Consider the following 23,938-nt stretch of genomic DNA (forward strand, 5'->3'; position numbering starts at 1 on the left):
CCCCGCAGTCACGCTCGTCACTCACACTCCGTCACATCGGCCGGTGGTGTGGGGAGTCACGCGAGCCCCCCGCGCCGGATCACCTCCGCGTACCAGCGGGCGCTGGCCTTCGGGGTGCGCCGCTGGGTCTCGTAGTCGACGTGCACGATGCCGAAGCGCTTGCCGTAGCCGTACGCCCATTCGAAGTTGTCCATCAGCGACCAGAGGTAGTAGCCGCGGACGTCCGCCCCGGCGGCGATCGCGTCGGCCACCGCCTCCAGGTGGAGCTTGACGTAGCGGATCCGCTCGGGGTCGTCGACCTCGCCGTCCGGGCCGACGACGTCCTCGAAGGCGGCGCCGTTCTCGGTGACCATCAGCGGCAGGCCGAACTCGCGGTGCAGGCCGATCAGCGAGTCGGACAGTCCGGTGGCGTCGATCGGCCAGCCCATCGCCGTGACGTCGTCGTTGGCGAGGTGGAAGACCACGTCCTCGGAGCCCGGCCAGCAGCTGAACTCGCTGTCGCCGTGGCCGTCGTTGCGGGCGGCCTCCGCCGTGGCGCTGTCGCCGCGCGGGGCCGAAACGACCGTCGGGTTGTAGTAGTTGAGGCCGAGCAGGTCGATCGGGCGGCCGATCTCCGCCTCGTCGCCGGGGCGGACCAGCTCGTCCCAGTCGACGATGCCGGCGGTGTCCGCCTTCAGGTCCGCCGGGTAGCCGCCCTTGAACATCGGGCCGGTCCAGATCCGGTTGCCGACCGCCTCGATGCGGCGGGCCGCCTCGCGGTCCTCGTCGCTGTCGGTGAGCGGACGGACCAGGTGCAGGTTGAGCGAGACCCCGATCTGCGCGGAGGCGGGCAGCAGTTGGCGCAGCGCGCCGACGGCCAGGCCGTGGCCGAGGTTGAGGTGGTGCGCGGCCTTGATCGAGTCGGCGGCGTTCGTCCGGCCGGGGGCGTGGACGCCGGAGCCGTAGCCCAGGAAGGCGCTGCACCAGGGCTCGTTGAGGGTGGACCAGACCGGCACCCGGTCGCCGAGCGCGCGGGCGGCGAGGGCCGCGTACTCGGCGAAGCGGTACGCGGTCTCCCGGATCGGCCAGCCGCCGGCCTCCTCCAGGTCCTGCGGGAGGTCCCAGTGGTAGAGGGTGGCGACCGGGGAGATGTCGTGTTCGAGCAGGGTGTCGACCAGCGCGCGGTAGAAGTCGAGCCCGCGTTCGACGGCGGGGCCGCGGCCGGTCGGCTGGATCCGCGGCCAGGAGAGCGAGAACCGGTACGAGGTGAGGCCGAGGTCGGCCATCATCCGGACGTCCTCGCGGAAGCGGTGGTAGTGGTCCACGGCGACGTCGCCGGTGTCGCCGTTCCGGACCTTCCCGGGGGTGTGGCTGAAGGTGTCCCAGATGGAGGGGGTGCGGCCGTCCTCGGCGGCGGCGCCCTCGATCTGGTAGGCGGCGGTGGCCGCGCCCCAGGCGAAGCCGGGCGGGAAGGCGCCCCGGGGGGCCGTCGCGGCGTCGTGGGCGGCGATGGTCGGATCGGTCATGGTCATACGGGAGCGCTCCCATGGCTGAGGAGTGGACAGGGCGGGTGTGCCGGGGTCTTCCAGAGGGTCAGCTCTTGACGGCGCCGGACGTGATCCCGCCGACAATGTGCTTCCCCAGAACGGCGAAGATCAGTAGCAGCGGCAGGGTGCCGACCAGGGCGCCGGTCATGATCACGGCCTGGTTGATGTCGTGGCCGGAGCCGCCGCCGATCGCCGAGAGCGCGACCTGCACGGTCGGGTTCTGCTGGGTGAGGACCACGAAGGGCCAGAAGAAGTCGTTCCAGGACTGGACGAACACCAGCATGCCGAGCACCGCCATCGCGGGCCGGGCCACCGGGAACACCACGTGCCAGATGATCCGCAGGCTGTTCGCACCGTCCACCCGGGCCGCCTCGATCAGCTCGAACGGCAGTGCCTCGGACAGGAACTGACGCATGAAGAACACGCCGAACGCGGCCACCAGCGAGGGCAGGATCACCGACTGGAGGTGGTTGCCCCAGTCCAGCTGGGTGATGATCCGGTACAGCGGGATCACGCTGAGCTGCGGCGGAATGGTCATGGTGGCGACCACCAGGGTGAGCAGCGCGTTCCGGCCGCGGAAGCGCAGCTTGGCGAAGGCGAAGCCGGCCAGCGTGGAGAACAGCACCGTCGACAGCGCCACGCAGCCCGCCACCACGGTCGAGTTGAGCAGCGCGGTGCCCATGTCGGCCTGGTCCCAGGCGACCGAGACGTTCTTCCACAACTGCCCGCCCGGCACCATCGGCGGCGGCGACTGGGCCACCCGCTCGCCGGTGTGCGAGGCCGCGACGAACGTCCAGTACAGCGGGAACAGCGAGACCGCGGCGGCGACCGCCAGCAGCACGTAGGCGACCGGGCCGGCCTTGTCGTGGTCGCCGGCCCCGCGGCGGAACAGGCTGCGCGGGCGGTCCTGTTCGACGGCCTTCGCCTCGCGGGAGGAGGGGGTGGACAGGGTGGCGGCCATGTCAGCCTCCCAGCTCGTGGCGCTTGCGGTAACGGGTGATCAGGAACTGCACCAGGCCGAGCAGCAGCAGGATCAGCAGCATCGTCCAGGCCACCGCCGAGGCGCGGCCCAACTGGCGCGACGGCCAGCCCAGTTCGTACATGTACAGGCTGAGCGTCTGGAACTGGTGCGCGGAGCCGCCGGAGACGCCCACACCGCCGCCGAACAGCATCGGCTCGCCGAACAGCTGGGTGGCGCCGATGGTCGACACGATGATGGTGAACAGGATGGTCGGCCGGATCGACGGGATGGTGATCCGGGTGAACTGCTGCCAGCGGTTGGCCCCGTCCAGGCTGGCCGCCTCGTACAGGTCCTTCGGCACCGCCTGCATCGCGGCCAGGTAGATCAGCGCGTTGTAGCCGGTCCAGCGCCAGGTCACGATGGTGGAGATGGCGATCTGCGAGGGCCAGGTCTCGGAGTACCAGTTCGGGTGGAGGCCGACCAGGTCCAGCGCCCAGTTGATGAACCCGTAGTCCGGGTTGAACAGTTGGACGAACACCAGGGTGGCGGCGGCGATCGAGGTGGCGTACGGGGCGAGGATCGCGACGCGGAAGAAGCCGCGGCCGCGCATCCGGTAGTTGAGCAGGTGCGCGAGCCCCAGCGCCATCAGCAGCTGCGGGACGGTGGAGATCACCCCGATGGTGAAGGTGTTGCGCAGGGCCGTCCAGAACTGGTCGTTGGACCACAGCCGGGTGTAGTTGCCGAAGCCCTTCCACTCCATCACGTCCGGCTTCAGCAGGTCGACGTAGTGCAGCGAGAGCCAGCCGGTCCAGATCAGCGGGAACAGGCCGAACGCGGCGAAGCAGAGGAAGAACGGGGCGATGAAGGCGTACGGCGAGGCCTTCAGGTCGAACCGGTACAGACGGGAGCGCCAGGCGGGGCGTCCCGGGGCGACGGGCGGGGCCTCGGCGCGGACGTTGGTGGCCACTTGGGGTTTCCTTCCCGGGGGTGGCGAGGGGCGGCGGAACGGCGCCCGGCCGGGTGGGCGGACCCGGCCGGGCAGTTGGGATCGGTCACCGGCGGAAGCCGGCCCGGATCGGACGTCTTCCCGGACGGGACGTCGTCCCGGACCAGGGGGCCTCGGCGGCCCGGAACGGACGTCCGGCCGGATCAGAGGTCGGCGATCCGGACCGGGCGTCGGACCGGGTGTCGGACCGGGTGTCGGACCTGGGGTCGGACCTGGGGTCGGACCTCGTGTCGGACCTCGTGTCCGGTCAGGGGTCGGCGATCCGGATCAGGCGTCGGCCCGGGTCAGTGGCCGACCTTGTCGTCGATCAGCTTGGTGACGTTGCTCCAGGCCTTGGCCGGGTCGGTGCCGTGCTCCTCGATGTCGAGGACACCGTTGTCGGTGATGATCGTCTTCACGTTGCCGTCCTGCTCACCGATCGGCGCCGGCTTGATGGACTGCGCGGACGCGGCGAAGATCTGGCCGGTCGGGGCGTTGGTGAAGTACTCGGCCTTGGCGCCCTGGACGGCGGACTGCTGCAGACCGCCCACGGTGGACGGCAGGTTGCCGACCTTCGTGAAGACCTTAGCCTGCTGCTCCGGCGCGGTCAGCCAGGCGGCCAGCGCGGCGGCCTCCTTGGTGTGCTTGCCGGCCTTCGGGACGGTCAGGAACGCGCCGCCCCAGTTGCCGGCGGCCGGCGGGGCCGCGACGTCCCACTTGCCCTTGCCGGAGTCGCCGGCGTACTTGCTGATCACGCCGGTCATCCAGGACGGGCAGACCACGGTGGCGAACTTGGCGTTCGCGAACGCGGCGTTCCACGGGTCCTGGAACTGGCGCAGACCGGCGCTGATCTTGGCCTGCGAGGCGGAGACCGCCAGGTCCCAGGCCTTCTTCACGCCCGGGCTGTCCTTGTAGACCAACTTGCCGCTCGCGTCCGAGTACTGCACCGGCTCGGCGGACAGCGCGGCGTTGAACAGGCCGGACGCGGAGTCGGTGAAGAAGGTGCCGGCCGGGGCGTGGGCCTGGTAGGTCTTGCCCGCCTCGACGAACTTCGACCAGTCGCCCGCCCACAGCTTGCCGACCTCGGTGCGGTCGGTCGGCAGGCCGGCCTGCTGGAACAGGTCGGTGCGGTAGCAGACCGCCATCGGGCCGATGTCGGTGCCCAGACCGATCAGCGCGCCCTTGGCGGTGGTGGCCTGCTTCGACTTCCAGTCCAGCCAGTTGCTCGGGTTGATGCCGTCGGTCTTGCCGAGGTCCACGAACTTGTCGCCCAGGGTGTTCGCGGCCTGCGCGATGTAACCGACCTCGACCGCCTGGATGTCGGCCAGCCCGCTGCCGGACGCCAGGTGGGTGGTCAGCGCGTCCCAGTACTTCTGGCCGTCCTGGACGGTGTCGTACTTGATCGTGACGTTCGGGTGCGCGGCCATGTACTCGTCGTACAGGCCCGCCTCCTTGTAGCCGAAGGTGCCGAAGTCGCCGACGGTCAGGGTGATCTTCGCATTGGCGTCGCCGGAACCGCTGCTGCCGCTGTCCGAGCCCGAGGAGCAGGCCGTGAGCAGCAGGGCGGAGGTGGCCAGCACGGCGGTGGCGAGGACGGCAGCTCTGCGGGGGCGAGTGGTGGTGCGCATGGGGCGAACTCCTTTGTCCGGGTGGTGATCCGGGGCTTCCGGGGGTGGATCGGAGAGGTTCTTGGAGCTACTTGACGCTTCTCGGATGTTCTTGGTGCGCTGATTTGTGGCTACAGTGTGGGAGCGCTCCCACACTTGGCATGCCGGAAGGTTGCTGTGTCGCGGGGGTGAGTGTCAAGACGTGGTGACACAAACGTTGCCGGAGCGTTTCCGGGAGCGTCACCGGGCTCCGGGCTCCGCGGCGCCCCGCCCGGGAACCCGATCGCAGTTCGCCCCGGATGGTCGTGAACGGCGCGGGACCGGCCACAATGAACAGTCCGTACGGGGGCCGGGCGGGCGCGTCGGAACCGTGCCGCCCTCCCCGCCCGTCCCAACCGTCACAGAGACCGAGAGGTGCAGCGATGAGCCCGACCGCACAGCGCCCCGAAGCGCTCCACCCGGGCGCCGGCGGCAGAGCCACCGCGCGCCCCACCCTGGAGGAGGTGGCCGCGCTGGCCGGCGTCGGCCGCGGCACCGTCTCCCGGGTCATCAACGGCTCGCCGCGGGTCAGCGCCAAAGCCCGCGAGGCCGTCCAGAACGCCATCGCCGAACTCGGCTACGTCCCCAACCGGGCGGCGCGCACCCTGGTCACCTCGCGCACCGACTCCATCGCGCTGGTCGTCCCCGAGGCCGAGACCCGACTCTTCTCCGAGCCGTACTTCTCCGACATCATCAGCGGCGTCTCGGCCGAACTCGCCGAGACCGACATGCAGTTGCTGCTGATCCTGGTCCGCAACCAGCGCGAACGCGAACGCCTCTCCGCCTACCTGACCGCCCAGCGGGTCGACGGCGTCCTGGTCGTCTCGGTGCACCGCGACGACCCGCTGCCCGCCCTCCTGGAGAGCCTGGAGATCCCGTCCGTGCTCGCCGGGCGGCGCGGCGACCTCGAACCGCTCAGCTACGTCCACGCCGACAACGCCGGCGGCGCCAGGATGGCCGTCCGGCACCTGCTCCGCCGCGGCTGCCGCCAGGTGGCCACCCTCACCGGCCCGTTGGACATGGAGGTCGCCCAGGCCCGGCTCGGCGGCTACCGCCGGGCCCTGGAGGAGGCCGGGCACCGCTACGACGAGGAACTGGTCGGCCTGGCCGACTTCACCGAGGAGGGCGGCCGGGTCGCGATGCGCGAACTGCTGGACCGGCGGCCGGAGCTGGACGGCGTGTTCTGCGCGTCCGACGTGATGGCGGCCGGCGCGATGCAGGTGCTGCGGGCCGCCGGGCGCCGCATCCCCGACGACGTCGCGGTCATCGGCTTCGACGACTCGATCGTGGCGCGGCACACCGACCCGCCGATGACCAGCGTGCGACAGCCGATCGAGGAGATGGGCCGCACCATGGCCCGGCTGCTGCTCGACGAGATCGCCGAACGCGGCCGGGCCAGGCGGCAGGTGGTGCTGGCGACCGAGTTGATCGTCCGCGACTCGGCGTAGGCGGGTTCGCGCGGGCGAGGTCGCGTAGGCGGGTTCGCGTGGGCGGCTTCGCGTGCGACTGCGCCGAGGCGAGGGTGCGGACGGGTGCCAGGTAGGTGGGGGCCGGGCGGTGGACCTGGCGCTGGGCCGGGCCTGGGCGTTGTGCCCTGGGGCGTTGTGCCCTGGGGCGTTGTGCTCGGCCCTGGGTTCGACCGTGGGTCCGGCTTGGCACGGTCGGGGCCGGGTGTGGGGCCCGGGCTCGCCGGCCGGTGGGGTGCGGGCCGACCGGCCTTGCGGGCCGCAGGCCGGTGGGGGCGGCCTGCGGGGAGCGGTCGGTGGGGGAGTGGCCGGCGGGGCGGCCGGGCGGGTCAGGAGTTGGGGCGAAGTGTCCAGACGATCTCGAGCACGCCGGTGACGGCGCCGTCCTCGCGGGTGATCTCCACGGTGATCGGGAACTCGGGGCGCTTGCCCTCGTCCAGCTCGGCGAGCACCTCGGCGACGGGGCGGCCCAGCGTGGCCGTGGCCGTCACCACACCGCGGGCGAGCTTCTTGAACGAGATCTCGCCGACGGTGGGCAGCGGCACCGCGCGGTTCAGCTGGTCGCCGAACGCCGCCAGCACGATCGCGCCGCTCGCCGACTCGGCCAGCGTGAACATCGCACCCGCGTGCGGCCCGCCCACGTGGTTGCGGTACTCGGGCAGGTCGGGCAGCCGCAGCACGGCCCGCTCCGCGGTGGTCTCCAGGTACTCCAGCTGCAGGGTCTTCACCATCGGGACGGTGTCGGTGAGCAGCTGGCCGATCGCAGTAGAGGTCATGCCGCCGATGTTACTGACAGGTAGCTTGGTCGTCCATGACGGAAGGGACACTGCTTCCTCGGGGCGGTGCCACTGAAGACCTGTCAGGCAGGCAGGCAGGCAGGCAGGCAGGGCGCTGGGCGGTGGTGGTGGCGGTGTGGGCGCGAAATGCCAACAACGAGAAGGGCCCTGGCCAATTCCCTTGGCCAGGGCCCTTCTTCGATGGGGTGAGCGACGGGACTCGAACCCGCGACCACCTGGACCACAACCAGGTGCTCTACCAACTGAGCTACGCCCACCATCTGTCCGGTGCTTTCACGCTTTCGCGTTCCCGCTCCGACAGGAAGAACTCTACAGGATGCCGAGGGGTGCTCGCGCCAGGGTTTCCCGGCCGACCAGGACCCGAGCCCTGGTCAGGCCGGGGGCACCTGGTGGCGGGCGGCGATCTCCCGGGCGGTGTCGCCGTCCGGGCCGGGCTGGGGAACGAACACAGCCTCGCGGTAGTAGCGGAGTTCGGCGATCGACTCGCGGATGTCCGCCAGCGCGCGGTGGCTGCCGCCCTTCTTCGGGCTGTTGTAGTAGGCGCGCGGGTACCAGCGGCGGGCCAGCTCCTTGATCGAGGAGACGTCCACGATCCGGTAGTGCAGGTGGCCCTCCAGCTCCGCCATGTCCCGGGACAGGAAGCCGCGGTCGGTGGCCACCGAGTTGCCGCACAGCGGCGCCTTGCCGGCCTCCGGCACGTGCTCGCGGACGTACGCCAGCACGCGCTCCTGTGCCTCGGCCATGGTCAGGCCGTCCGCGAGCTCGTCGAGCAGTCCCGAGGCGGTGTGCATCTCCCGCACCACCTCGGGCATGGTCTCCAGCGCCTCGGCGGGCGGGCGGATGATCACATCCACACCCTCGCCGAGCACGTTCAGCTCGGAGTCGGTCACCAGGGCGGCGACCTCGATCAGGGCGTCCCGATCGAGGTCGAGGCCGGTCATCTCACAGTCGATCCATACCAAGCGGTCATTCACGCCCCTCACCCTACGGCGCGATCACGAGCCCCCGACACCGTACGCGCCCCGTCCGGTCCGAACTCCGCCGTCCCGCGCGCCCCGCGCTCCGGCTCGGTCTCCGGGCGGTGCGCCAGCCGCTGCCCACGGGCGCTCGGCTGCTGACCGTCCGCATCCTCCGCGATCGCGTGCTCCACCGGTCGATCGCCCCGGTCCGCCCGGTCCGCCCGGTCCGCCCGGTCGGCGTGCTCGGAACGGCCGGAACGGTCGGAACGGTCGGTGCGATCGGTTCGGTCGCTGCGGTCGAGGGCAGCGGAACGGTCCGCCCGGTCCGTTCGGTCGGGCCGGTCCGTCGGGGCCGCACCGCGGCCGCCCGGGTACGCCGCGCTCGGCCGCACCGGCTGGCCCGGCGAGGGCTGGGCGTGCGCGTGCGCGGGCGGGGGGCCCTGATGGGCGCTCGGGTACGGGGAACTGCCGGGCTGGCCCGGTGCCGACGCACCGGCGCCCGCACCGGTCGGGCGGGCGGCGTACCGCGGGTCGCCCGGACGTTCCGGCGTGCGCGTGCCGAACGCCCCCGGCGGCGGACCGGGCTGCGGCGGCACCAGCGGACGCTGCCGCTGCCGCCCCGCCGCTCCGGCCGGGCCACCCGCGCCGACGCCGGAACCGCTCGCCGGAGCCGTGGCCTGACCGTGCGTCAGCCCCAGGTTCCCGCCCGAGCCCTGGGCCTGCTGGCCGAGCCCGCCCTGGACCGTCCCGACGGCACCCGCCACACCCGCCATGCGCTCGGCCTGACCGCCGGGCCCGCCCGACGCGGGCGACGCAGAGGTGCCGGCAGCCGGACGACGGGCCCGGAAGGTGGTGCGGTACGCGGCCGGGGAGACCCCGAGCTGGCGACGGAAGTGACCGCGCAGCGCCACCGGCGAACGGAAGCCGCAGCGGCGGGCGACGTCGTCCACCGACAGGTCCGAGGTCTCCAGCAGGCGCTGCGCCTGCAGCACCCGCTGGGTGATCAGCCACTGCAACGGGGCGCTGCCGGTGAGCGTGCGGAACCGCCGGTCGAAGGTGCGCCGCGACATGTAGGCGCGGGCCGCCAGGACCTCGACGTCGAACTGCTGGTTGAGGTTCTCCAACGCCCAGGTGACCACCTCGGCCAGCGGGTCGTTGCCGATCTCCTCCGGTAAAGACTGATCGATGTACTGGGCCTGACCTCCGCCGCCGCGCCGGTTGGGCACCACCAGTCGGCGGGCCAGCGCGTTCGCGGCCTCGGCGCCGTGGTCGCTGCGGACCACGTGCAGGCAGAGGTCGATGCCGGCGGCGGTGCCCGCGGAGGTCAGCACGTCCCCGTCGTCGACGAACAGCTCGCGCGGGTCGACGTGGACCCGCGGGTAGCGCTTGGCCAGCGTCGGCGCGTACATCCAGTGCGTGGTCGCCGGACGCCCGTCCAGCAGGCCGGCCGCGGCCAGGACGAAGGCCCCGGTGCAGAGGCCGATGATCCGGGCCCCCTCGTGGTGCGCCTTGCGCAGCGCGGCGATCGCCTCGACCGGCGGCGGCTGGGAGATCGACCGCCAGGCGGGCACCACGATGGTGCCGGCCCGGGACAGCGCCTCCAGCCCGTACGGCGCGGTGAGGGTCAGGCCTCCGGTGGTGGTCAGCGGACCTTCCTCGCCCGCACACACCAGCAGCCGGTAACGGGGGACCCCGGCGTCCTGCCGGTCCACGCCGAACACCGACAGCGGGATCGAACTCTCGAAGATCGGCGCCCCACTGAACAGCAGCACCGCGACCGTCTCGCGCCGCCGACGCCCGGCCAGCTTGCGCGGCGCCCCGAGCACGCCCGGGCCGGTCGCACCGAGCGCGTCCGACCCGGACCCGGAGCCGGAGTTGATGCCGTTGCCGGTGGTGTAGGAGGTGCCGGCGGTGGACGCGGAGGGGGCGGACGTTCCGGTGGCGAGGCCACCGCCGTGGCCGCCGTGGCCGCCATGGCCGGCGAGGGTGGCGGACGACTGCGGGGCGGTGGCCGGGTTGTACTGACCCGACGTCAAACTTGCGCCACCGCTGTAGGACTGGTGTCCACTCGGCCCGACGCCGAGCGAACCGGACGACGCGCCACCGAACTTGCCGAGTCTTGCTGCGCCACCGGGAAGGCCCGACGGCTGGCGGCCGCCTTCAGGACCCGCGTCGCTCCTGCTCACCCTGCTCAAGGCGCTCCAGCCCCCTCGGTGGTGTGGTGGTCTCGGCTGCCGCTCTGCGAGCCAAGATCGAATCTACTTGGTGGACCGTTGCTGTTGTGACAAGTTCACCATCCGACGCTATGTCGACATGGCAATTTGGCGTGAAGCATTCGATCACGAAGCGTGGCACCCGTCGACCCCGCTGTGAAGGGGGCGCGGACAACCGTGGCTGGTTGTCGCACGACCTGCTCGTGATTCCTCCGCCAAAGGCGCACCCGCCTGCCGCTGTGTGCTGCAGCTTTGCCCGAACGGCGGGTCGGGCCCGCAAGTTGGCCGAAAACGTACGGTTCAAATCGGGGGCGTGAGCCCAGCTCCCACGCGCCACAGCGCACACCTGAGCCAAGATCCCCGCGCCCCGTCAGCCCCCCGGCCCAACCCGAACCAGCCACCCCCGACCGCCTCCCACCGCCTCCCACCTCACACTCCGTCACTTCGTACGCCTCACGTCCCATCCGCCCCACCAACCCCAGCAGCCCCCTCTGCCCCAGGGGCACCATCGATCGCCGGCCCCATCCGGAACGCCGGGCGGCGGAGCGGTGCGCCGCACAATCGTCCGAATCCGACCCCCCGCCGAGGAGGCGCTTCCCGGGTGGACGCGGGCCCTGCGGGGGGAGGGCTGGGGGGACCTGATGGGGCCGGTGCGGGGGTGCGCGGGTGAGTGCGGGGGCGGGGTGTGCGTGGAGGCCGCCCAAACTCCCGGGGCGGGGCGGCGCGCTGGGCCCTGGGCGGGGCTGGGCGGCCGGTGACGGTTCGCCGGAGGGCTCGGTGGAGCGGCGGGCCCTTGGCGGAGGGGTGCTGAGGGGCGGGGCCGACAAAAGCTGGCGAGGGTCAGGTGCGGTGCTGGCCCTCGGGGACCGTCCGGGCGACAACTCGGCGTGGGCGGGGGCCCGATGGGGCTTCCGGTCACCGCTCTCGGCCGTCAGTCGGCGGCTGTCAGCCGGCGGCCGTCGCGGCGTCGCTCCAGCGGCTTTGGGCGACGGTCGGCAGGGACGCTGATGCGGCGGCCGGCGCGGCTGGTGACTTGGCGGGAGCGGCGACCGGTCCGAGGGGCGTCAGGGGCACCGCCCTGGTGATCGCCGTGGAGCGGGTGAACGGCGCGGTCGGCCCGCTCGACACGGGGGTGGGGGCCAGCCGGGACGCCGGGACGGCCAGTCGGGTGCGGGGTGGGCGCTTGCGGCCGGGGGCGGCGGCGGAACTCCGGGCGGCGGTGGGGCGTTCGGCGGTGCCGAGGACCAGTCGCACCGCCTCCGGCAGGTCGGGAGCGCTGACGGTCGGACGGTAGCCGCGCTCGGCCCACGGGCGGCCGTGGTGCAGCCAGACGCTGCGCAGTCCGGTGGCCTCGGCGCCGGCGATGTCGGCCGGACCGTAGTCGCCGACCATCCAGGTCTCGGCGGTCCAGTCGCCGGCCGGGCGGAACCCGCAGCGCCGGGCGGCGATTTCGAAGATCAACGGATCCGGTTTGACGCAGTGGGCCTCCTCCGAGATGACCCAGCCGTCCACCAGCGCGGCGAGCCCGGTGAGTCGGATCTTCTCCAGTTGGGGTCGCGTCCCGCCATTGCTGACGATCCCCAGAGTCCAACCGGCCTCGCGGGCCGCGCGTAACGCGCTCAAGTGCGAATCGGGGCAATTGATGTGGGAGTTGATGCCCAGGCGATAGTGGCCGAGCATCGACTCGACCGACCGGTCGATGCCGTAGCGGCGTTTCGCCGCTCCCAGTACGGTGCTTCGCGGCACGTAGCCGCTGCCGTCGAGCATGACCAACCAGTCGAGGTCACCGGCGGGCAGGTTGTACTCGGCGAGGAAGTCCTCCGCCCACGCCCGGAATGCGGCATCCCTGGGCAGCAACGTGTTGTCGAGGTCGAGAAGGAGCAGCGGCATGCCGAGCATGCTGCCAGCGGGTGGCCCATATGCACGTGGCAATTGCCAAAGGGAAATCGAATTCCCACGAATTGGCCGAAAGCGGCGGGTTCGCACCCAACTCGGACCATGATCGGGTGAATGGCCGGCCTCCGCACCGCCCGGCGAGCTCCAACCCGCAACTCGCCCCGGCTCGGGGTCTGTTCTCGTACCACCGACGTCGTTCGAGAACGACCGGCAAGCCGCCATGTGTTGACGGTTGTCGCCGTTCAGCTGCACCCTCTACGGTCAGCGGCGATCTCTGACGATGACAGTCGGATCACGTTGTGTGCCTGCCCTGTTGCGCGCACTGCGGGTCGTCGGTCAAGCTCCATGGAACCCGCCGCGGGAGGGGCGCACGCGCCGGCGTGTGATTCCCCCACAAGCGGGAACCTGGTCGTACGTAGGGCCTCGCCGCTGGGTGCGGCCCGCTCCGCGCCGTACTCTGAAAGGCACAGGTCGCCAACGGTGGTAGTCGTTTCCGAACGGTTCGCCATCGCGGTCGTGCCTCTCCCCGGGCCAGGGCGGTCCGCCGCCGTGTCCCCCTGTGCAGGCCCATCCCGGTTGAAGAGTTTTGAGCCATGGCTGGTCGAGAGCCTTCCGGTTCTGCCCACGGCAGTCCGCGGGACGACAGGTCCGCTACCGAGTTCCTCGGCGCCCCGCCGGGGTCCGGCCCGGCACGCCGTTCGGGCGTTGACGCCCCTGGAAGCGGAGGAGCCCGCGCCGGCCAGGACGGCACCGGCCAGGACGGCGGAGGCCAGGACGGCAGAGGCCGGGCTGGAGGCGACCGGGCCGAAGGCGATGGACTTGGCATCGGTGAATTCGGCATCGACGGATTCGGCATCGACGGATTTGGCGTCGACGGATTCGGCGTCGACGGATTCGAGGGCGGCGAACCTGGGAGCAGCGGTGCCGGGGGCAGCGGTGCTGGAAGCGTCGGTCTCGGGAGCGTCGGGCTCGGAGACGTGGGGCCGGGTGGCACCGAGGAGCCGTCCGACCGCTCGGGCCGGGCGAGTTGGGCCATGCTGCTCGGGCGCGCGGGCGTGTTCGGGAGACCCGCTCGTCGCCGTCACCCGGACCGGTGGGGCACCGGACCGCGCCACCGCACCCCCACCACACCCGGCACCGCGGCGGACCCTGCCGCCGGCCCCCGACCCGGTACCGCGGAGGACGCGATGACCGACAGCTCCCGTCCCACCGTCGGCCGCCGCGACGGCGACGGCGAACCCCGGCTCCAGGAGCACGGCTCACGCGCCTGCGACCCCAAGTTCCAGCACGGCGTGGTGGTCGGCTTCGACGGCTCGCTCTCCAGCGAACGCGCCCTGGCCTACGCCATCGGCATGGCCCGCCGTTCCCAGTGCGGTCTGGTGATCGTCCACGTCGCCAACCGGCTCCCCGCCACTGTCTGGGCCGGCTGCGAGCCGCCAGTCTTCGTGGACCTGCCCGACCAGCGCACCGAGATCCTCGGCCTCGAACTCGCCTGCGCCGACTTTCTCTCCGGTGTCCCCTGGATTCTGGTCGAGCGGGGCGGGGACATCTGCCACGAGATCGAAGAGGTCGGCCGCGAGTACGCCGCAGACGCCATCGTGGTCGGCAGCACCCACGGACTGCTCGGGAAGATCTTCGGTTCGGTCTCCGGGCGCCTCGCCCGCCGCGCGAACCGTCCGGTCATCGTCATCCCCTGACCCCGACCCCTGACTCCAGACCCCTGACCCCGACCGCCGACCCCGGTCCGCCCGGGCTGCGGCCCGCTGTTCATCCGGCGATCGCCCGACGCCAGCCGTATGTGGCTGCTGCCCGTTCGTCGTGCGGCTGGTGTGCGTCATGGCCGGAAGTGGGTGCGAGGAATCGGCCACCCGGGAGCATCGGCGGTCAGCTGTCGGCGGGCGGTTCCCCAGCGGTGGTCGTCAGCGGTCGGTCGGTGTCGTCGCTCGGTGCTGCGTTGATGTGGTCCTGTGGGTGGGTGGCGGCGGGCAGGCGGTCGGATACGGCCGAAGGAGTCGTTCCGGGGCTGCCGTGTGCGTCATGCCAGCTACTGAACCTGAGCCTGGCGGACCATGCCTAAGTGACCCATCGTCATATCGGCTTACCAGCAGCCCGACGCCGCCCGGCGGCGACCGCGGCTCGCCGCCCCCTGTCGCCCGCGTTGGGGACTGCCCTGCTGGTACCGATTCTCCTCGGCGGTGGCTGGGCCCCGGGACCCGGCACCCACCGGGGCGGTGAGGTGCGCGACACCGTGACGTTGAGCGTCAGCACCAACAGCAGCATCGATCCCCATGTGCGACTCCGGGCCGGAGAGGTGGCCGCCCGCACCTACCGCCTCACCAACCATGCCGAATACGCGCTCACCCGAGTCGTTCTGAGTGATCCTCAACTTCCGGGCGGCCAGGCCCAGTGCGATGCCGACGGAAGCATTCCACCGGGTGGCAGCCTGGACTGCACCGCCTCCTTCACCGCCGTTGGTGGCGACCAGGCCGCCCAGGTGGTCGCCACCGCCGACGCCCCCAACGGCCTTCCGCAGGCCCACGCCGACGCACCCACCGGCTACCTGGGCATTACCTCCGGACTCCGACTCGCACGACTGGGAGCGCCCAGCGGCACGGGCGTGTCCTCCCGCTCCGTGCCGAGGCGCGCGCTGGAAGCCGCGCCGTCTGCCGCGTCGGATGCCGCGTCGGATGCCGCTCCGTCCGACGGTGCTCGTCGTGCTGCGACGAGGGCACTGACCGTGGTCGGAGGGACCGTCGAACTCCGTTACCGGGTGGAGGCGTTCGGTGACGTCCCGGTCACCGGCGTCTCCGTGATCGAAGGTCTCCCGGGCGTGGGAGCAGTGACCTGCGCGGGCCCCGACGGTGGTCGGACCCTCATCCCTGGCCAGCCTGTCGACTGCCAGGCGAGCGGAACCGCCCGCCCCGGCCACCAGACCGGCACAGCGCGTGCCGACGGTCTGGCAGACGATGCGACCGTCGGACCGGACGGCACCCCGCAGGCTCCGCGGCTGCTCTCCGCAGACGCACCCGGAGCGTACGACGGACTCAGCCCCACCCCGCCCCCCACAGGGCCGGAGCCGCCTCCCGCAGCGCCGGAGCCACCGCCCACCGCGCCGGAGCCACCGCCCACCGCGCCGGAGCCACCGCCCACCGCGCCCGCTGCCGGGCCGCCCCCGGGCACAGGCGGAGGCACCAACACCGGTACGGGCGCCGGCACAGGCACTGCTGCGGCGGCCGGTGCGGGGACGGGTGCTGCCGCGGGCGCTGGTACTGGCGTTGGTGCGGTGGCCGGTGCGGCCGCGGTGGCTGCCGCCGCTCCGGGCGTGGCCGCGCCCGCTGCGGGACAGGCAGCTGCGGTTGTTGCGGCGGCCGCCGCAGCCGGGCTGTTGCCGGTACCGGTGCCGCCTTCTGCCCCAGCGGCGGGTGGAGTGGCGGCTGCTGCCGCGGCGGCCGGGCAGCAAGCCGGCGCAGCGGCCCAAGGGCAGCCCGCCGCAGCGGCCCCTGCCGGCGCAGCCGCAGCCGGTCCCGCAGCCGCCCCCGCAGGCCAGGCACTGACGCCCTTCCTGCCCGGAGCGGCGCCCGCCCTGCTACCCGGTGGAACGGCCTTCGCGCTGCCCGGTTCGCCATTCGCCGCCCCGGGCACTGTTGGCCCGTCAACTTCGCCGGGGGGCAGCCCGGTTGGAGCCGCCGGGACGAAGCCGGGGGGTGCGCCGGCTGGAGGTGGAGCGCTTGCGCTCGGGTCGGGCGCGGGCGCGGGCGCGGTCACCGGGCCGGGCCAGGCTGGTGCGAGCGGTGCGAGCGCGGGAGGGAGCCCCGGCGGCGGGGCCTCCGCCGGCGGGCGGTCGCCGGGCGCGCAGGCCCAACCCGGCGACGACTACTGGAGCCCCGACCAGGATGACAACAACCCGTGGGACATCACCGAGGTGATGATGCTGCTGCTGGTGATTCTCCTTCCTGTGCTGTGCGTGCTGGCGGCGGCGTTCACCGTCCGGGGTCGGTGGCGACGGTGAACGGCTGGCGATGGGAGACGGCTGGCAACGGTGGATGGGTAGAGATGGTGAGCGCACGCGGTGTGGTGATCCGACCGGATGACAGTGTGACCGCGACCGACCCGGTGACGCCGAGGGCTGTTGTAGGCGCAACTCTTGTCGAGTCAAGGAGCGAGGCAAGGAAAGGTGTGCGGCCGGTGGCCGCGTTCGATCTCCGCCTGCCGGGAGCGTTCCGTGGCGGGACGGCGGCTGCGACGCCGGGTGTCCAGGCCCGCGGAGCCGGGTGGTGGCGATGCTGATCGTCGCCATTGCCGCCGTGTCGGGTGCGGCGCTCGCGCTGGTCATCGGAATGCTGCTCGGGCGGACGAAGCGTGCGCGGGAGGGGTCCACAACGCCGCAGGCGCTGTCCTTCGCCGGGGCGGCGATCCTCGGCTTCTTCGCGCTCTTCCTGGGTTTCAGCATCGCCGGCACCTGGCAGCAGCTGAACTCGGCCCGCCAGCACACCTACGAGGAGTCGCGGGCTCTCGCGGAGGCCTACTGGAACGCCGGCAGCCTGCCGGCCGCCGACCGTGCGGCGGTGCGGGACCGTCTCCGGAACTACACCAAGGTGGTGATCGACGACGAGTGGAAGGCGATGCAGCACGACACCGGCAGTCAGGCCGCCTGGCTGGCGATCGACCAGGTGCGGGCCGCCGTCGACAGCGCCACGGTGCAGACCACGGCGGAGACGAGTGCGCGGACCGATGTGCTGCGCAGCCTGTCCGACGTCAACGCCAAGCGGAACGCGCGGCTGGGTGACATCCGGGCGTCCGTGCCGGTGGTGGCGATCGGCGGACTGTTGGTGGGTGCGGTGTTCGTGCTGGCCACGCCCTCGGTGATCGGGCTGACGGCCAACACCCGGAACCTGATGTTGATGTGCTTCGTAGGCGCCTCCGTGGCGTTCGGGGTGAGCATGGTGGCGGTGATGAGCGGCCCGTTCTCCGGCGCGGTGCGGATCCAGCCGACCGCGTTCCAACTGGCGTTGGAGCGGTACGACCAGATCGACACCGATGCCGGGGGATCGGCGCTGCCGCCGTTCTAGCCTCGCTCGGCGGACCGGTCTGCGGGTGGGCCGGGACGCGGCGGTCCGGCCGGCATTCCCACAGGCGTTGGCCCGTCAGCAGGGCTGTCCCGCTGGGTGGTTCAGGAGTTCACGCCGAGCTCGCGCGCGATGAGCATCCGCTGGACCTCCGAGGTGCCCTCGCCGATCTCCAGGATCTTGCAGTCGCGCCAGAACCTGGCGACCGGGTACTCGTTCATGAAGCCGTAGCCACCGTGGATCTGGGTCGCCTCGCGCGCGTTGTCGACCGCGGCCTCGGAGGCGTACAGCTTGGCAATGGCTGCCTCCTTCTTGAAGGGCTCGGAGTGCAGCAGCCGGGAGGCGGCGTCCCGCCAGGCCAGGCGGGAGGTGTGTGCGCGCATCTCCATGTCGGCGAGCTTGAACTGGATGACCTGGTTGGCGCCGATCGGCCGGCCGAAGGCGCGGCGAGTGGCGGCGTAGGACAGGGACTGGTCGACGCACCCCTGGGCCAGGCCGGTGGCCAGGGCCGCGATGGCGATGCGGCCCTCGTCGAGGATGCGAAGGAACTGGGCGTAGCCGCGGCCCCGGCGGCCGAGCAGGTTGGCCGCAGGAACTCGGCAGTCGGAGAAGGACAGTTCGCGGGTGTCGGAGGCGTTCCACCCGACCTTCGAGTACTTCTTCGACACCTGGAACCCGGGGGTTCCAGTGGGGACGATAATGGAGGAGATTTCCCTGCTGGGCGAGCCATTTACACCCCCGTCACTCGAATGTGTGAGCGGTTCGGTCAGTGCGGTGACGGTCACCAGGCCGGTGATATCGGTTCCGGAATTGGTGATGAAGCACTTGCTGCCGTTGATCACCCATTCATCGGTGGCCTCGTCGTAGCGCGCGGTGGTGCGGGTCCCGCCGGCGTCCGTGCCGCCCTCGGGCTCGGTCAGGCCGAACGCACCGAGCATCTGACCGGAGGTCAACTTCGGGAGCCACTCGCGCTTCTGCTCCTCGGTGCCGAAGAGGTGGATCGGCATGGCGCCGAGCGAGACCGCGGCCTCCAGAGTGATCGCCACCGAGGAATCGACCCGGGCCAACTCCTCCAGGGCCAGGCAGAGCGCGAAGTAGTCGCCGCCCATGCCGCCGTACTCCTCCGGGAAGGGCAGCCCGAACAGGCCCATCCGCCCCATTTCCCGAATGATTTCGTACGGGAATTCATTCTGCTCGTAGTATTCGCCGATCTTCGGCGCAACCACGTCGTTGGCAAACTCCGCAACGGTGCGGCGGAGTTCCTCGTAGTCACTGCTCAGCCGGTGGTCGAGCACGGTGATCCTCCCGGGATCGAGGCCTGGTGGGCCTGGTGAGGGTTGTGGAGTCAGCGGTCAGGCCGTGGGCCCGAGCAGGGCGCGGACGGTCCGCGACGGGCTGGGGCGGCCGAGTTGACGCGCCATCCAGCCGCTGGTTTCGGCGAGTGCCGCGAGGTCGACGCCGGTCTCGATGCCCAGGCCGTGCAGCATCCAGACCAGGTCCTCGGTGGCCAGGTTGCCGGTGGCGCTCTTGGCGTAGGGGCAGCCGCCGAGGCCGCCGGCCGAGGCGTCCACCACCGTCACGCCGGATCGGAGCGCGGCCAGCGTGTTGGCCAGCGCCTGTCCGTAGGTGTCGTGGAAGTGCACTGCGATTCGGCCGACAGGAACACCGGAGCGGGTGAATTCGTCGAGCAGCGCCTTGACCTGGCCGGGCGTCGCGACGCCGATGGTGTCGCCGAGGCTCAACTCGGTGCAGCCCATGTCCAGCAGGGTCAGACCGTGCCGGACCACCTGGGCGATCGGGACCGGCCCTTCCCACGGATCGCCGAAGCACATGGACAGGTAGCCGCGGACGGGCACGCTCGCGGCCGTGGCGCGTTCCACCACGGGCCGGAACATGGCCATCGCCTCGTCGGCCGAGCGGTTGAGGTTGCGCCGGGCGAACGTCTCGGTCGCGCTGGCGAACACCGCGACCTCGCCGACGTGGTGGGCCAGCGCCCGGTCCAGGCCGCGCTCGTTGGGCACCAGGACGGGCAGCCGCAGCCCCGGGTGGCGCTCGGGCAGTTCAGCCAGCCGAGGCATCAGCTCCTCGGCGTCGGCCAGCTGCGGCACCCACTTGGGGTGGACGAAGCTGGTGGCCTCCACGGTGCGCAGCCCGGCGGCGGCCAGTCGCGAAATGAACTCCGCCTTGACGTCGACCGGGACGAGCGTGCCCTCGTTCTGCAGGCCGTCGCGCGCGCCGACCTCGTGGATGCGCACCCGGGCGGGCAGATCGGGGTCGCGCACCGGATCCGGCAGGCCGAGGTCCAGCACGGTCGGTTCGGGCGCGGATCGGTCGGAGTCGGTGGTCATCGTGCAGCCTCCGGCAGTTTCGTGGTGGTGCCGGCTTCCGCACCGGCACTGACACCGGCTTCCCCTCCGGCGGTGGTGCTGCCGTCAGGTTCCGTTGTGGTGTCGGCTTCCTCGTCGTCCGGGGCGACGGCCACCAGGGCCTCGTCCATCGCGACGGTCGCACCGGCGGTGACTCGCAGGTCCTCGACGGTGCCGTCGTGCGGAGCGGAGATGACGTGCTCCATCTTCATGGCTTCGAGGACGAGCAGCGCCTGGCCGCGGCGGACCCGCTCACCGGCCTCCACCTTGACCACGGTGACGGTTCCGGGCATCGGAGCGGTGAGGGTGCCGTGGTGCGCGGTGCCGGCGGCGGCGCGCTCGGCGATTGGGTCGAACGGGTGAACGGGCCAGGCGTCTCCGTCGGTGCCGAGCCAGTGGGTGATGCCCTCGGCAGTGCGCTCCTCGGCGACCGTGAAAACGGCCTGCAGGCCGTCCACCGCAAGGCGGAGCAGGTTTCCGTCGCGAGTCGCGCGAGCTCTCCGGATCGGACCGCCGTCGAGTCGGACCTCCCACTCCGGAGTGGCCGCGGCAGAAAAACCGTTGGCGCTCTCGGATTCACCGCTGGTAGTCATTCGGCAACTCACGGCGACCGGCTCGCGGCCGGCGAGCCGGAGCCGGTGCGTGGTCCACGCGGCTTCGCCACCGAGTCGCCAACCGGAAGGGAGGGAGAAGGGGTCGGTCCAGCCGTCGGAGGCGTCGGCGGGGCCCAGTTCGAGCTGTCGCACCAGTGCGGCGGCGAAGTGGAGCAGGTCGACCGATTCGGGACGGGTGTACGGAGAGCTCAGCACGGAGGGGTCCTGCTGGGCGCTGCGCTCCACCAGACCGGTGTCGAGCCGTCCTGCCGCCACCTCGGGCTGAGCCAGCAGCCGGCGCAGGTAGCCGGTGTTGGTGGTGACGCCCAGGATGCGGGTCTCGGCGAGTGCGGCCCGCAGTCGACGGATCGCGGTCGGGCGGTCGGGCCCGTACGCGATCACCTTGGCGAGCATCGGGTCGTACAGGCTGCCGATCCGGTCGCCGGGTGCGATTCCGGAGTCCACCCGGATGCCCTCGCCCGAGGGTTCGTCCAGCAGCAGTACTCGGCCGCCGGTGGGCAGGAAGTCCCGTTCCGGGTCCTCGGCGCAGATGCGGGCCTCGATCGCGTGGCCCAGGAAGGAGATGTCGGACTGTGTGAACGACAGGGCTTCGCCCGCGGCGACGCGCAGCTGCCACTCGACGAGGTCGAGCCGCTGCGGTCCCTCGGGGCCGTCGACCGAGACGGCCAGTTCCGTGACGGGGTGTTCCACCTGGAGGCGGGTGTTCATCTCCATGAAGAAGAAGTCGAGGACGTCCTCGGTGTCGGGCCCTGCCGGGTCAGCGCCGGGAACGATGAACTCGACCGTGCCGGCGCCGGTGTAGCCGCAGGCTTCGGCAGCACGTACCGCGGCCGCGCCCATCGCGGCCCGGGTCCGAGCGTTCAACAGGACGGAAGGAGCCTCTTCGATGAGCTTCTGATGGCGGCGCTGGAGACTGCACTCGCGCTCGCCGAGGTGAACGGTCCGGCCGTGGGTGTCGGCCAGGACCTGCACCTCGATGTGGCGAGGCTGGTCCACCCAGCGCTCGAGGAGCAGGGTGTCGTCGCCGAACGCGGTGCGGGCCACCCGGCGGGCGGCGGCGAGCTCGGCGGGCAGCTCGGCCGGGTCGCGGACCAGGCGCATGCCCTTGCCGCCGCCGCCGGCCGAGGGCTTGAGCAGCACGGGGTAGCCGATCCGGGCCGCCGCCTCGATCAGCTGCTCGTCGCTGGGCGAACCGTCCTCGCTGCCGGGAACGACGGGCACGCCGGCGGCACGGACGGCCTCCTTGGCGTTGATCTTGTCGCCCATCAGTTCCACCGCGGCCGGCGGCGGGCCGATGAAGACCAGCCCGGCCTGGGTGCAGGCCTCCGCGAAGGCGGGGTTCTCGGCGAGGAACCCGTAGCCGGGGTGGACGGCCTGCGCGCCGGTCCGGCGGGCGGCGTCCAGGATCAGGTCGGTGCGCAGGTAGGTCTCGGCGGCCGAGCTGTCGCTCCGGTCGGCGGGCCCGAGCCGGACCGCCAGGTCGGCGGCCCGGACGTGCGGGGCGTCCGCGTCCGCGTCGCTGTGCACGGCGACCGAGCGGACGCCCAGCCGTCGAAGGGTGCGGATCACCCGCAGCGCGATCTCGCCGCGGTTGGCGACGAGCACGGTGTCGAACATGGAGGTGTGCCTCCGTTGCGAGAAGAACGGGTGAGCGAGTTGACGATGCATCAGGAGTGGTGACCGATCCGTGGCTCGGCCCCCGGCGGGCGTCACATGCGGAAGACGCCGTACGGACGGGGTTCGGCGAGCGGGGCGTTGGCGCAGGCGGTGAGCGCCAGGCCGAGCGCGGTCCGGGTCTGCATGGGGTCGATCACGCCGTCGTCCCACAGCCGGGCGGTGGCGTAGTAGGCGTTGCCCTGCCGCTCGTACTGCTCGCGGACCGGGCGCTTGAACTCGTCCTCGGCCTCCGCGGACCAGTCCTCGCCCCGGGCCTCGAACTGGTCGCGACGGACGGTGGCCAGGACGGAGGCCGCCTGCTCGCCGCCCATCACGGAGATCTTCGCGTTCGGCCACATCCACAGGAAGCGAGGTGAGTAGGCCCGCCCGCACATCGAGTAGTTGCCCGCGCCGTACGAGCCGCCGATCACCACCGTCAGCTTCGGTACCCGGGTGCAGGCCACCGCGGTGACCATCTTGGCGCCGTGCTTGGCGATGCCGCCGGCCTCGTACTGGCGGCCCACCATGAAGCCGGTGATGTTCTGCAGGAAGAGGAGGGGGATGCCCCGCTGGTCGCACAGCTCGATGAAGTGCGCGCCCTTGAGTGCGGACTCGGCGAACAGGACGCCGTTGTTGGCGACGATGCCGACCGGGTGCCCGTGGATCCGGGCGAAGCCGGTCACCAGGGTGCTGCCGTACTCCGCCTTGAACTCGGCGAAGCGGCTGCCGTCGACCAGCCGGGCGATCACCTCGCGCACGTCGTAGGGGGTGCGCGGGTCCACCGGCACCACGCCGTACAGTCCGGCCGGGTCGACCGCGGGCGGCTCGACCGGGGCGACCGGCCAGGGCTTGGGCGTGCGCGGGCCGAGCCCGGCCACGATGGTGCGGACGATGGAGAGCGCGTGCGCGTCGTCCTCCGCCAGGTGGTCCGTGACGCCGGAGGTGCGGGAGTGCAGGTCGCCGCCGCCGAGCTCCTCCGCGGTCACCACCTCGCCGGTGGCGGCCTTCACCAGCGGCGGGCCGCCGAGGAAGATGGTGCCCTGGTTGCGGACGATCACCGCCTCGTCGCTCATCGCGGGGACGTAGGCGCCGCCCGCGGTGCACGAGCCGAGCACCGCCGCGATCTGCGGGATCCCGGCGGCGGACAGTCGCGCCTGGTTGTAGAAGATCCGGCCGAAGTGGTCGCGGTCGGGGAACACCTCGTCCTGCATCGGCAGGAAGGCGCCGCCCGAGTCCACCAGGTAGATGCAGGGCAGCCGGTTCTCCAGAGCCACCTCCTGCGCCCGGAGGTGCTTCTTCACCGTCATCGGGTAGTAGGTGCCGCCCTTGACCGTGGCATCGTTCGCCACCACCAGGACCTCGCGCCCGGCGACCCGTCCGATGCCGGCGATCACGCCGGCCGCGGGGGCGGCGCCGTCGTACAGGCCGTCGGCCGCCAGCGGGGCCAGCTCCAGGAACGGCGAGCCGGGGTCGAGCAGGGTGTCCACCCGGTCGCGGGGCAGGAGCTTGCCGCGGGCGGTGTGCTTGGCGCGCGCCTTCTCGCCGCCGCCGAGCGCCGCAGCCGCGAGCTTCTCGCGCAGCTCGGCGACCAGCGCCCGGTGGGCCTGCGCGTTGGCGAGCCCGGCGGGTGACGCCGGGTCGACCGCGCTCTCCAGGCGCGGTGCCGGTGCGGCGGCCGCACCGAACAGCGGTACCAGTGGCGGCTGTGCGGCAGCGTTCTGCGACGAAGCCGGAGACCACGATGAGGTCGGTGCCGAAGAGGGGACCATCCCAAGAGCTCCCTTGCC

At 72.1% G+C, this 23,938-nt stretch carries 13 protein-coding genes, 1 tRNA gene and 2 pseudogenes; 3 read left to right on the plus strand and 13 right to left on the minus strand.

What is annotated here, in order from left to right:
* Positions 1-56: 56 nt before the first annotated feature.
* The 4 genes from ACFV1L_RS03485 to ACFV1L_RS03500 all read right to left on the minus strand — a co-directional run bounded on the left by ACFV1L_RS03485 (position 57) and on the right by ACFV1L_RS03500 (position 5,100).
* Positions 57-1,511 (minus strand): glycoside hydrolase family 1 protein, encoded by a 1,455-nt coding sequence (locus ACFV1L_RS03485; protein ID WP_380362464.1) that lies wholly within the window; start codon positions 1,509-1,511, stop codon positions 57-59.
* A gap of 61 nt (positions 1,512-1,572) precedes the next feature.
* Entirely contained in the window at positions 1,573-2,487 is a 915-nt protein-coding gene (locus tag ACFV1L_RS03490; protein WP_380362466.1) for a carbohydrate ABC transporter permease, read from the minus strand.
* Between the two features lies 1 nt (position 2,488).
* Positions 2,489-3,454, minus strand: a complete 966-nt coding sequence (locus ACFV1L_RS03495) for a carbohydrate ABC transporter permease (RefSeq protein ID WP_380362468.1) — start codon at positions 3,452-3,454, stop codon at positions 2,489-2,491.
* 323 nt (positions 3,455-3,777) lie between these two features.
* The gene (locus tag ACFV1L_RS03500) at positions 3,778-5,100 is read right to left on the minus strand and encodes an ABC transporter substrate-binding protein (RefSeq protein WP_380362470.1); all 1,323 of its coding nucleotides are present in this window, start codon (positions 5,098-5,100) and stop codon (positions 3,778-3,780) included.
* Between the two features lie 401 nt (positions 5,101-5,501).
* Here ACFV1L_RS03500 and ACFV1L_RS03505 point away from each other — a divergent pair, with 401 nt between their 5' ends.
* Positions 5,502-6,566, plus strand: coding sequence for a LacI family DNA-binding transcriptional regulator (locus ACFV1L_RS03505; protein WP_380362471.1), 1,065 nt, complete (start codon positions 5,502-5,504; stop codon positions 6,564-6,566).
* A 347-nt stretch (positions 6,567-6,913) separates the two neighbouring features.
* On the opposite strand, the gene ACFV1L_RS03510 is transcribed toward ACFV1L_RS03505, so the two are convergent.
* From ACFV1L_RS03510 to ACFV1L_RS03530, 5 genes and pseudogenes are all read right to left on the minus strand, one after another.
* Positions 6,914-7,360, minus strand: a complete 447-nt coding sequence (locus ACFV1L_RS03510; protein ID WP_380362473.1) for a DUF4442 domain-containing protein — start codon at positions 7,358-7,360, stop codon at positions 6,914-6,916.
* Between the two features lie 202 nt (positions 7,361-7,562).
* A tRNA-His gene (locus tag ACFV1L_RS03515) sits at positions 7,563-7,638 on the minus strand.
* 114 nt (positions 7,639-7,752) lie between these two features.
* Complete coding sequence (gene orn, locus ACFV1L_RS03520) at positions 7,753-8,355, minus strand: oligoribonuclease (protein ID WP_380362474.1); 603 nt, start codon at positions 8,353-8,355, stop codon at positions 7,753-7,755.
* A gap of 815 nt (positions 8,356-9,170) precedes the next feature.
* Positions 9,171-10,166 (minus strand): annotated as a pseudogene (locus tag ACFV1L_RS03525) (helix-turn-helix domain-containing protein); the annotation flags it as partial.
* A gap of 1,332 nt (positions 10,167-11,498) precedes the next feature.
* Positions 11,499-12,443 carry an HAD family hydrolase gene (locus ACFV1L_RS03530; protein ID WP_380362476.1) on the minus strand — a complete coding sequence of 315 codons (945 nt, stop codon included), beginning with the start codon at positions 12,441-12,443 and terminating at the stop codon, positions 11,499-11,501.
* 1,265 nt (positions 12,444-13,708) lie between these two features.
* Between ACFV1L_RS03530 and ACFV1L_RS03535 the strand changes: the two are divergent.
* Positions 13,709-14,146 (plus strand): annotated as a pseudogene (locus ACFV1L_RS03535) (universal stress protein); the annotation flags it as partial.
* A gap of 2,577 nt (positions 14,147-16,723) precedes the next feature.
* Positions 16,724-17,518, plus strand: a complete 795-nt coding sequence (locus tag ACFV1L_RS03540; protein ID WP_380362478.1) for a hypothetical protein — start codon at positions 16,724-16,726, stop codon at positions 17,516-17,518.
* Positions 17,519-17,619: 101 nt separating this feature from the next.
* Here ACFV1L_RS03540 and ACFV1L_RS03545 read toward each other — a convergent pair whose 3' ends face one another.
* The 4 genes from ACFV1L_RS03545 to ACFV1L_RS03560 all read right to left on the minus strand — a co-directional run bounded on the left by ACFV1L_RS03545 (position 17,620) and on the right by ACFV1L_RS03560 (position 23,920).
* Positions 17,620-18,810, minus strand: a complete 1,191-nt coding sequence (locus tag ACFV1L_RS03545; protein ID WP_380362480.1) for an acyl-CoA dehydrogenase family protein — start codon at positions 18,808-18,810, stop codon at positions 17,620-17,622.
* Positions 18,811-18,867: 57 nt separating this feature from the next.
* The gene (locus tag ACFV1L_RS03550) at positions 18,868-19,863 is read right to left on the minus strand and encodes a hydroxymethylglutaryl-CoA lyase (protein ID WP_380362482.1); all 996 of its coding nucleotides are present in this window, start codon (positions 19,861-19,863) and stop codon (positions 18,868-18,870) included.
* On the minus strand, positions 19,860-22,112 hold the full coding sequence (locus tag ACFV1L_RS03555; RefSeq protein ID WP_380362484.1) for an acetyl/propionyl/methylcrotonyl-CoA carboxylase subunit alpha: 2,253 nt from the start codon (positions 22,110-22,112) through the stop codon (positions 19,860-19,862). Before ACFV1L_RS03555 ends, ACFV1L_RS03550 begins: the two co-directional genes overlap by 4 nt.
* A 92-nt stretch (positions 22,113-22,204) precedes the next feature.
* Positions 22,205-23,920, minus strand: coding sequence for a carboxyl transferase domain-containing protein (locus ACFV1L_RS03560; protein WP_380362486.1), 1,716 nt, complete (start codon positions 23,918-23,920; stop codon positions 22,205-22,207).
* Positions 23,921-23,938: the final 18 nt, after the last annotated feature.

Origin of the sequence: Kitasatospora sp. NPDC059646 (assembly GCF_042734615.1) — a bacterium.
Lineage (GTDB): Bacteria > Actinomycetota > Actinomycetes > Streptomycetales > Streptomycetaceae > Kitasatospora.

Excerpts from the sequence above, each read along its gene's own strand:
- ACFV1L_RS03550 (WP_380362482.1), bottom strand. The coding sequence starts at position 19,863 with ATGACCACCGACTCCGACCGATCCGCGCCCGAACCGACCGTGCTGGAC.
- ACFV1L_RS03505 (WP_380362471.1), top strand. The coding sequence starts at position 5,502 with ATGAGCCCGACCGCACAGCGCCCCGAAGCGCTCCACCCGGGCGCCGGC.
- ACFV1L_RS03510 (WP_380362473.1), bottom strand. The coding sequence starts at position 7,360 with ATGACCTCTACTGCGATCGGCCAGCTGCTCACCGACACCGTCCCGATG.
- ACFV1L_RS03500 (WP_380362470.1), bottom strand. The coding sequence starts at position 5,100 with ATGCGCACCACCACTCGCCCCCGCAGAGCTGCCGTCCTCGCCACCGCC.
- ACFV1L_RS03490 (WP_380362466.1), bottom strand. The coding sequence starts at position 2,487 with ATGGCCGCCACCCTGTCCACCCCCTCCTCCCGCGAGGCGAAGGCCGTC.
- ACFV1L_RS03555 (WP_380362484.1), bottom strand. The coding sequence starts at position 22,112 with ATGTTCGACACCGTGCTCGTCGCCAACCGCGGCGAGATCGCGCTGCGG.
- ACFV1L_RS03530 (WP_380362476.1), bottom strand. The coding sequence starts at position 12,443 with ATGCCGCTGCTCCTTCTCGACCTCGACAACACGTTGCTGCCCAGGGAT.
- ACFV1L_RS03485 (WP_380362464.1), bottom strand. The coding sequence starts at position 1,511 with ATGACCATGACCGATCCGACCATCGCCGCCCACGACGCCGCGACGGCC.
- ACFV1L_RS03560 (WP_380362486.1), bottom strand. The coding sequence starts at position 23,920 with ATGGTCCCCTCTTCGGCACCGACCTCATCGTGGTCTCCGGCTTCGTCG.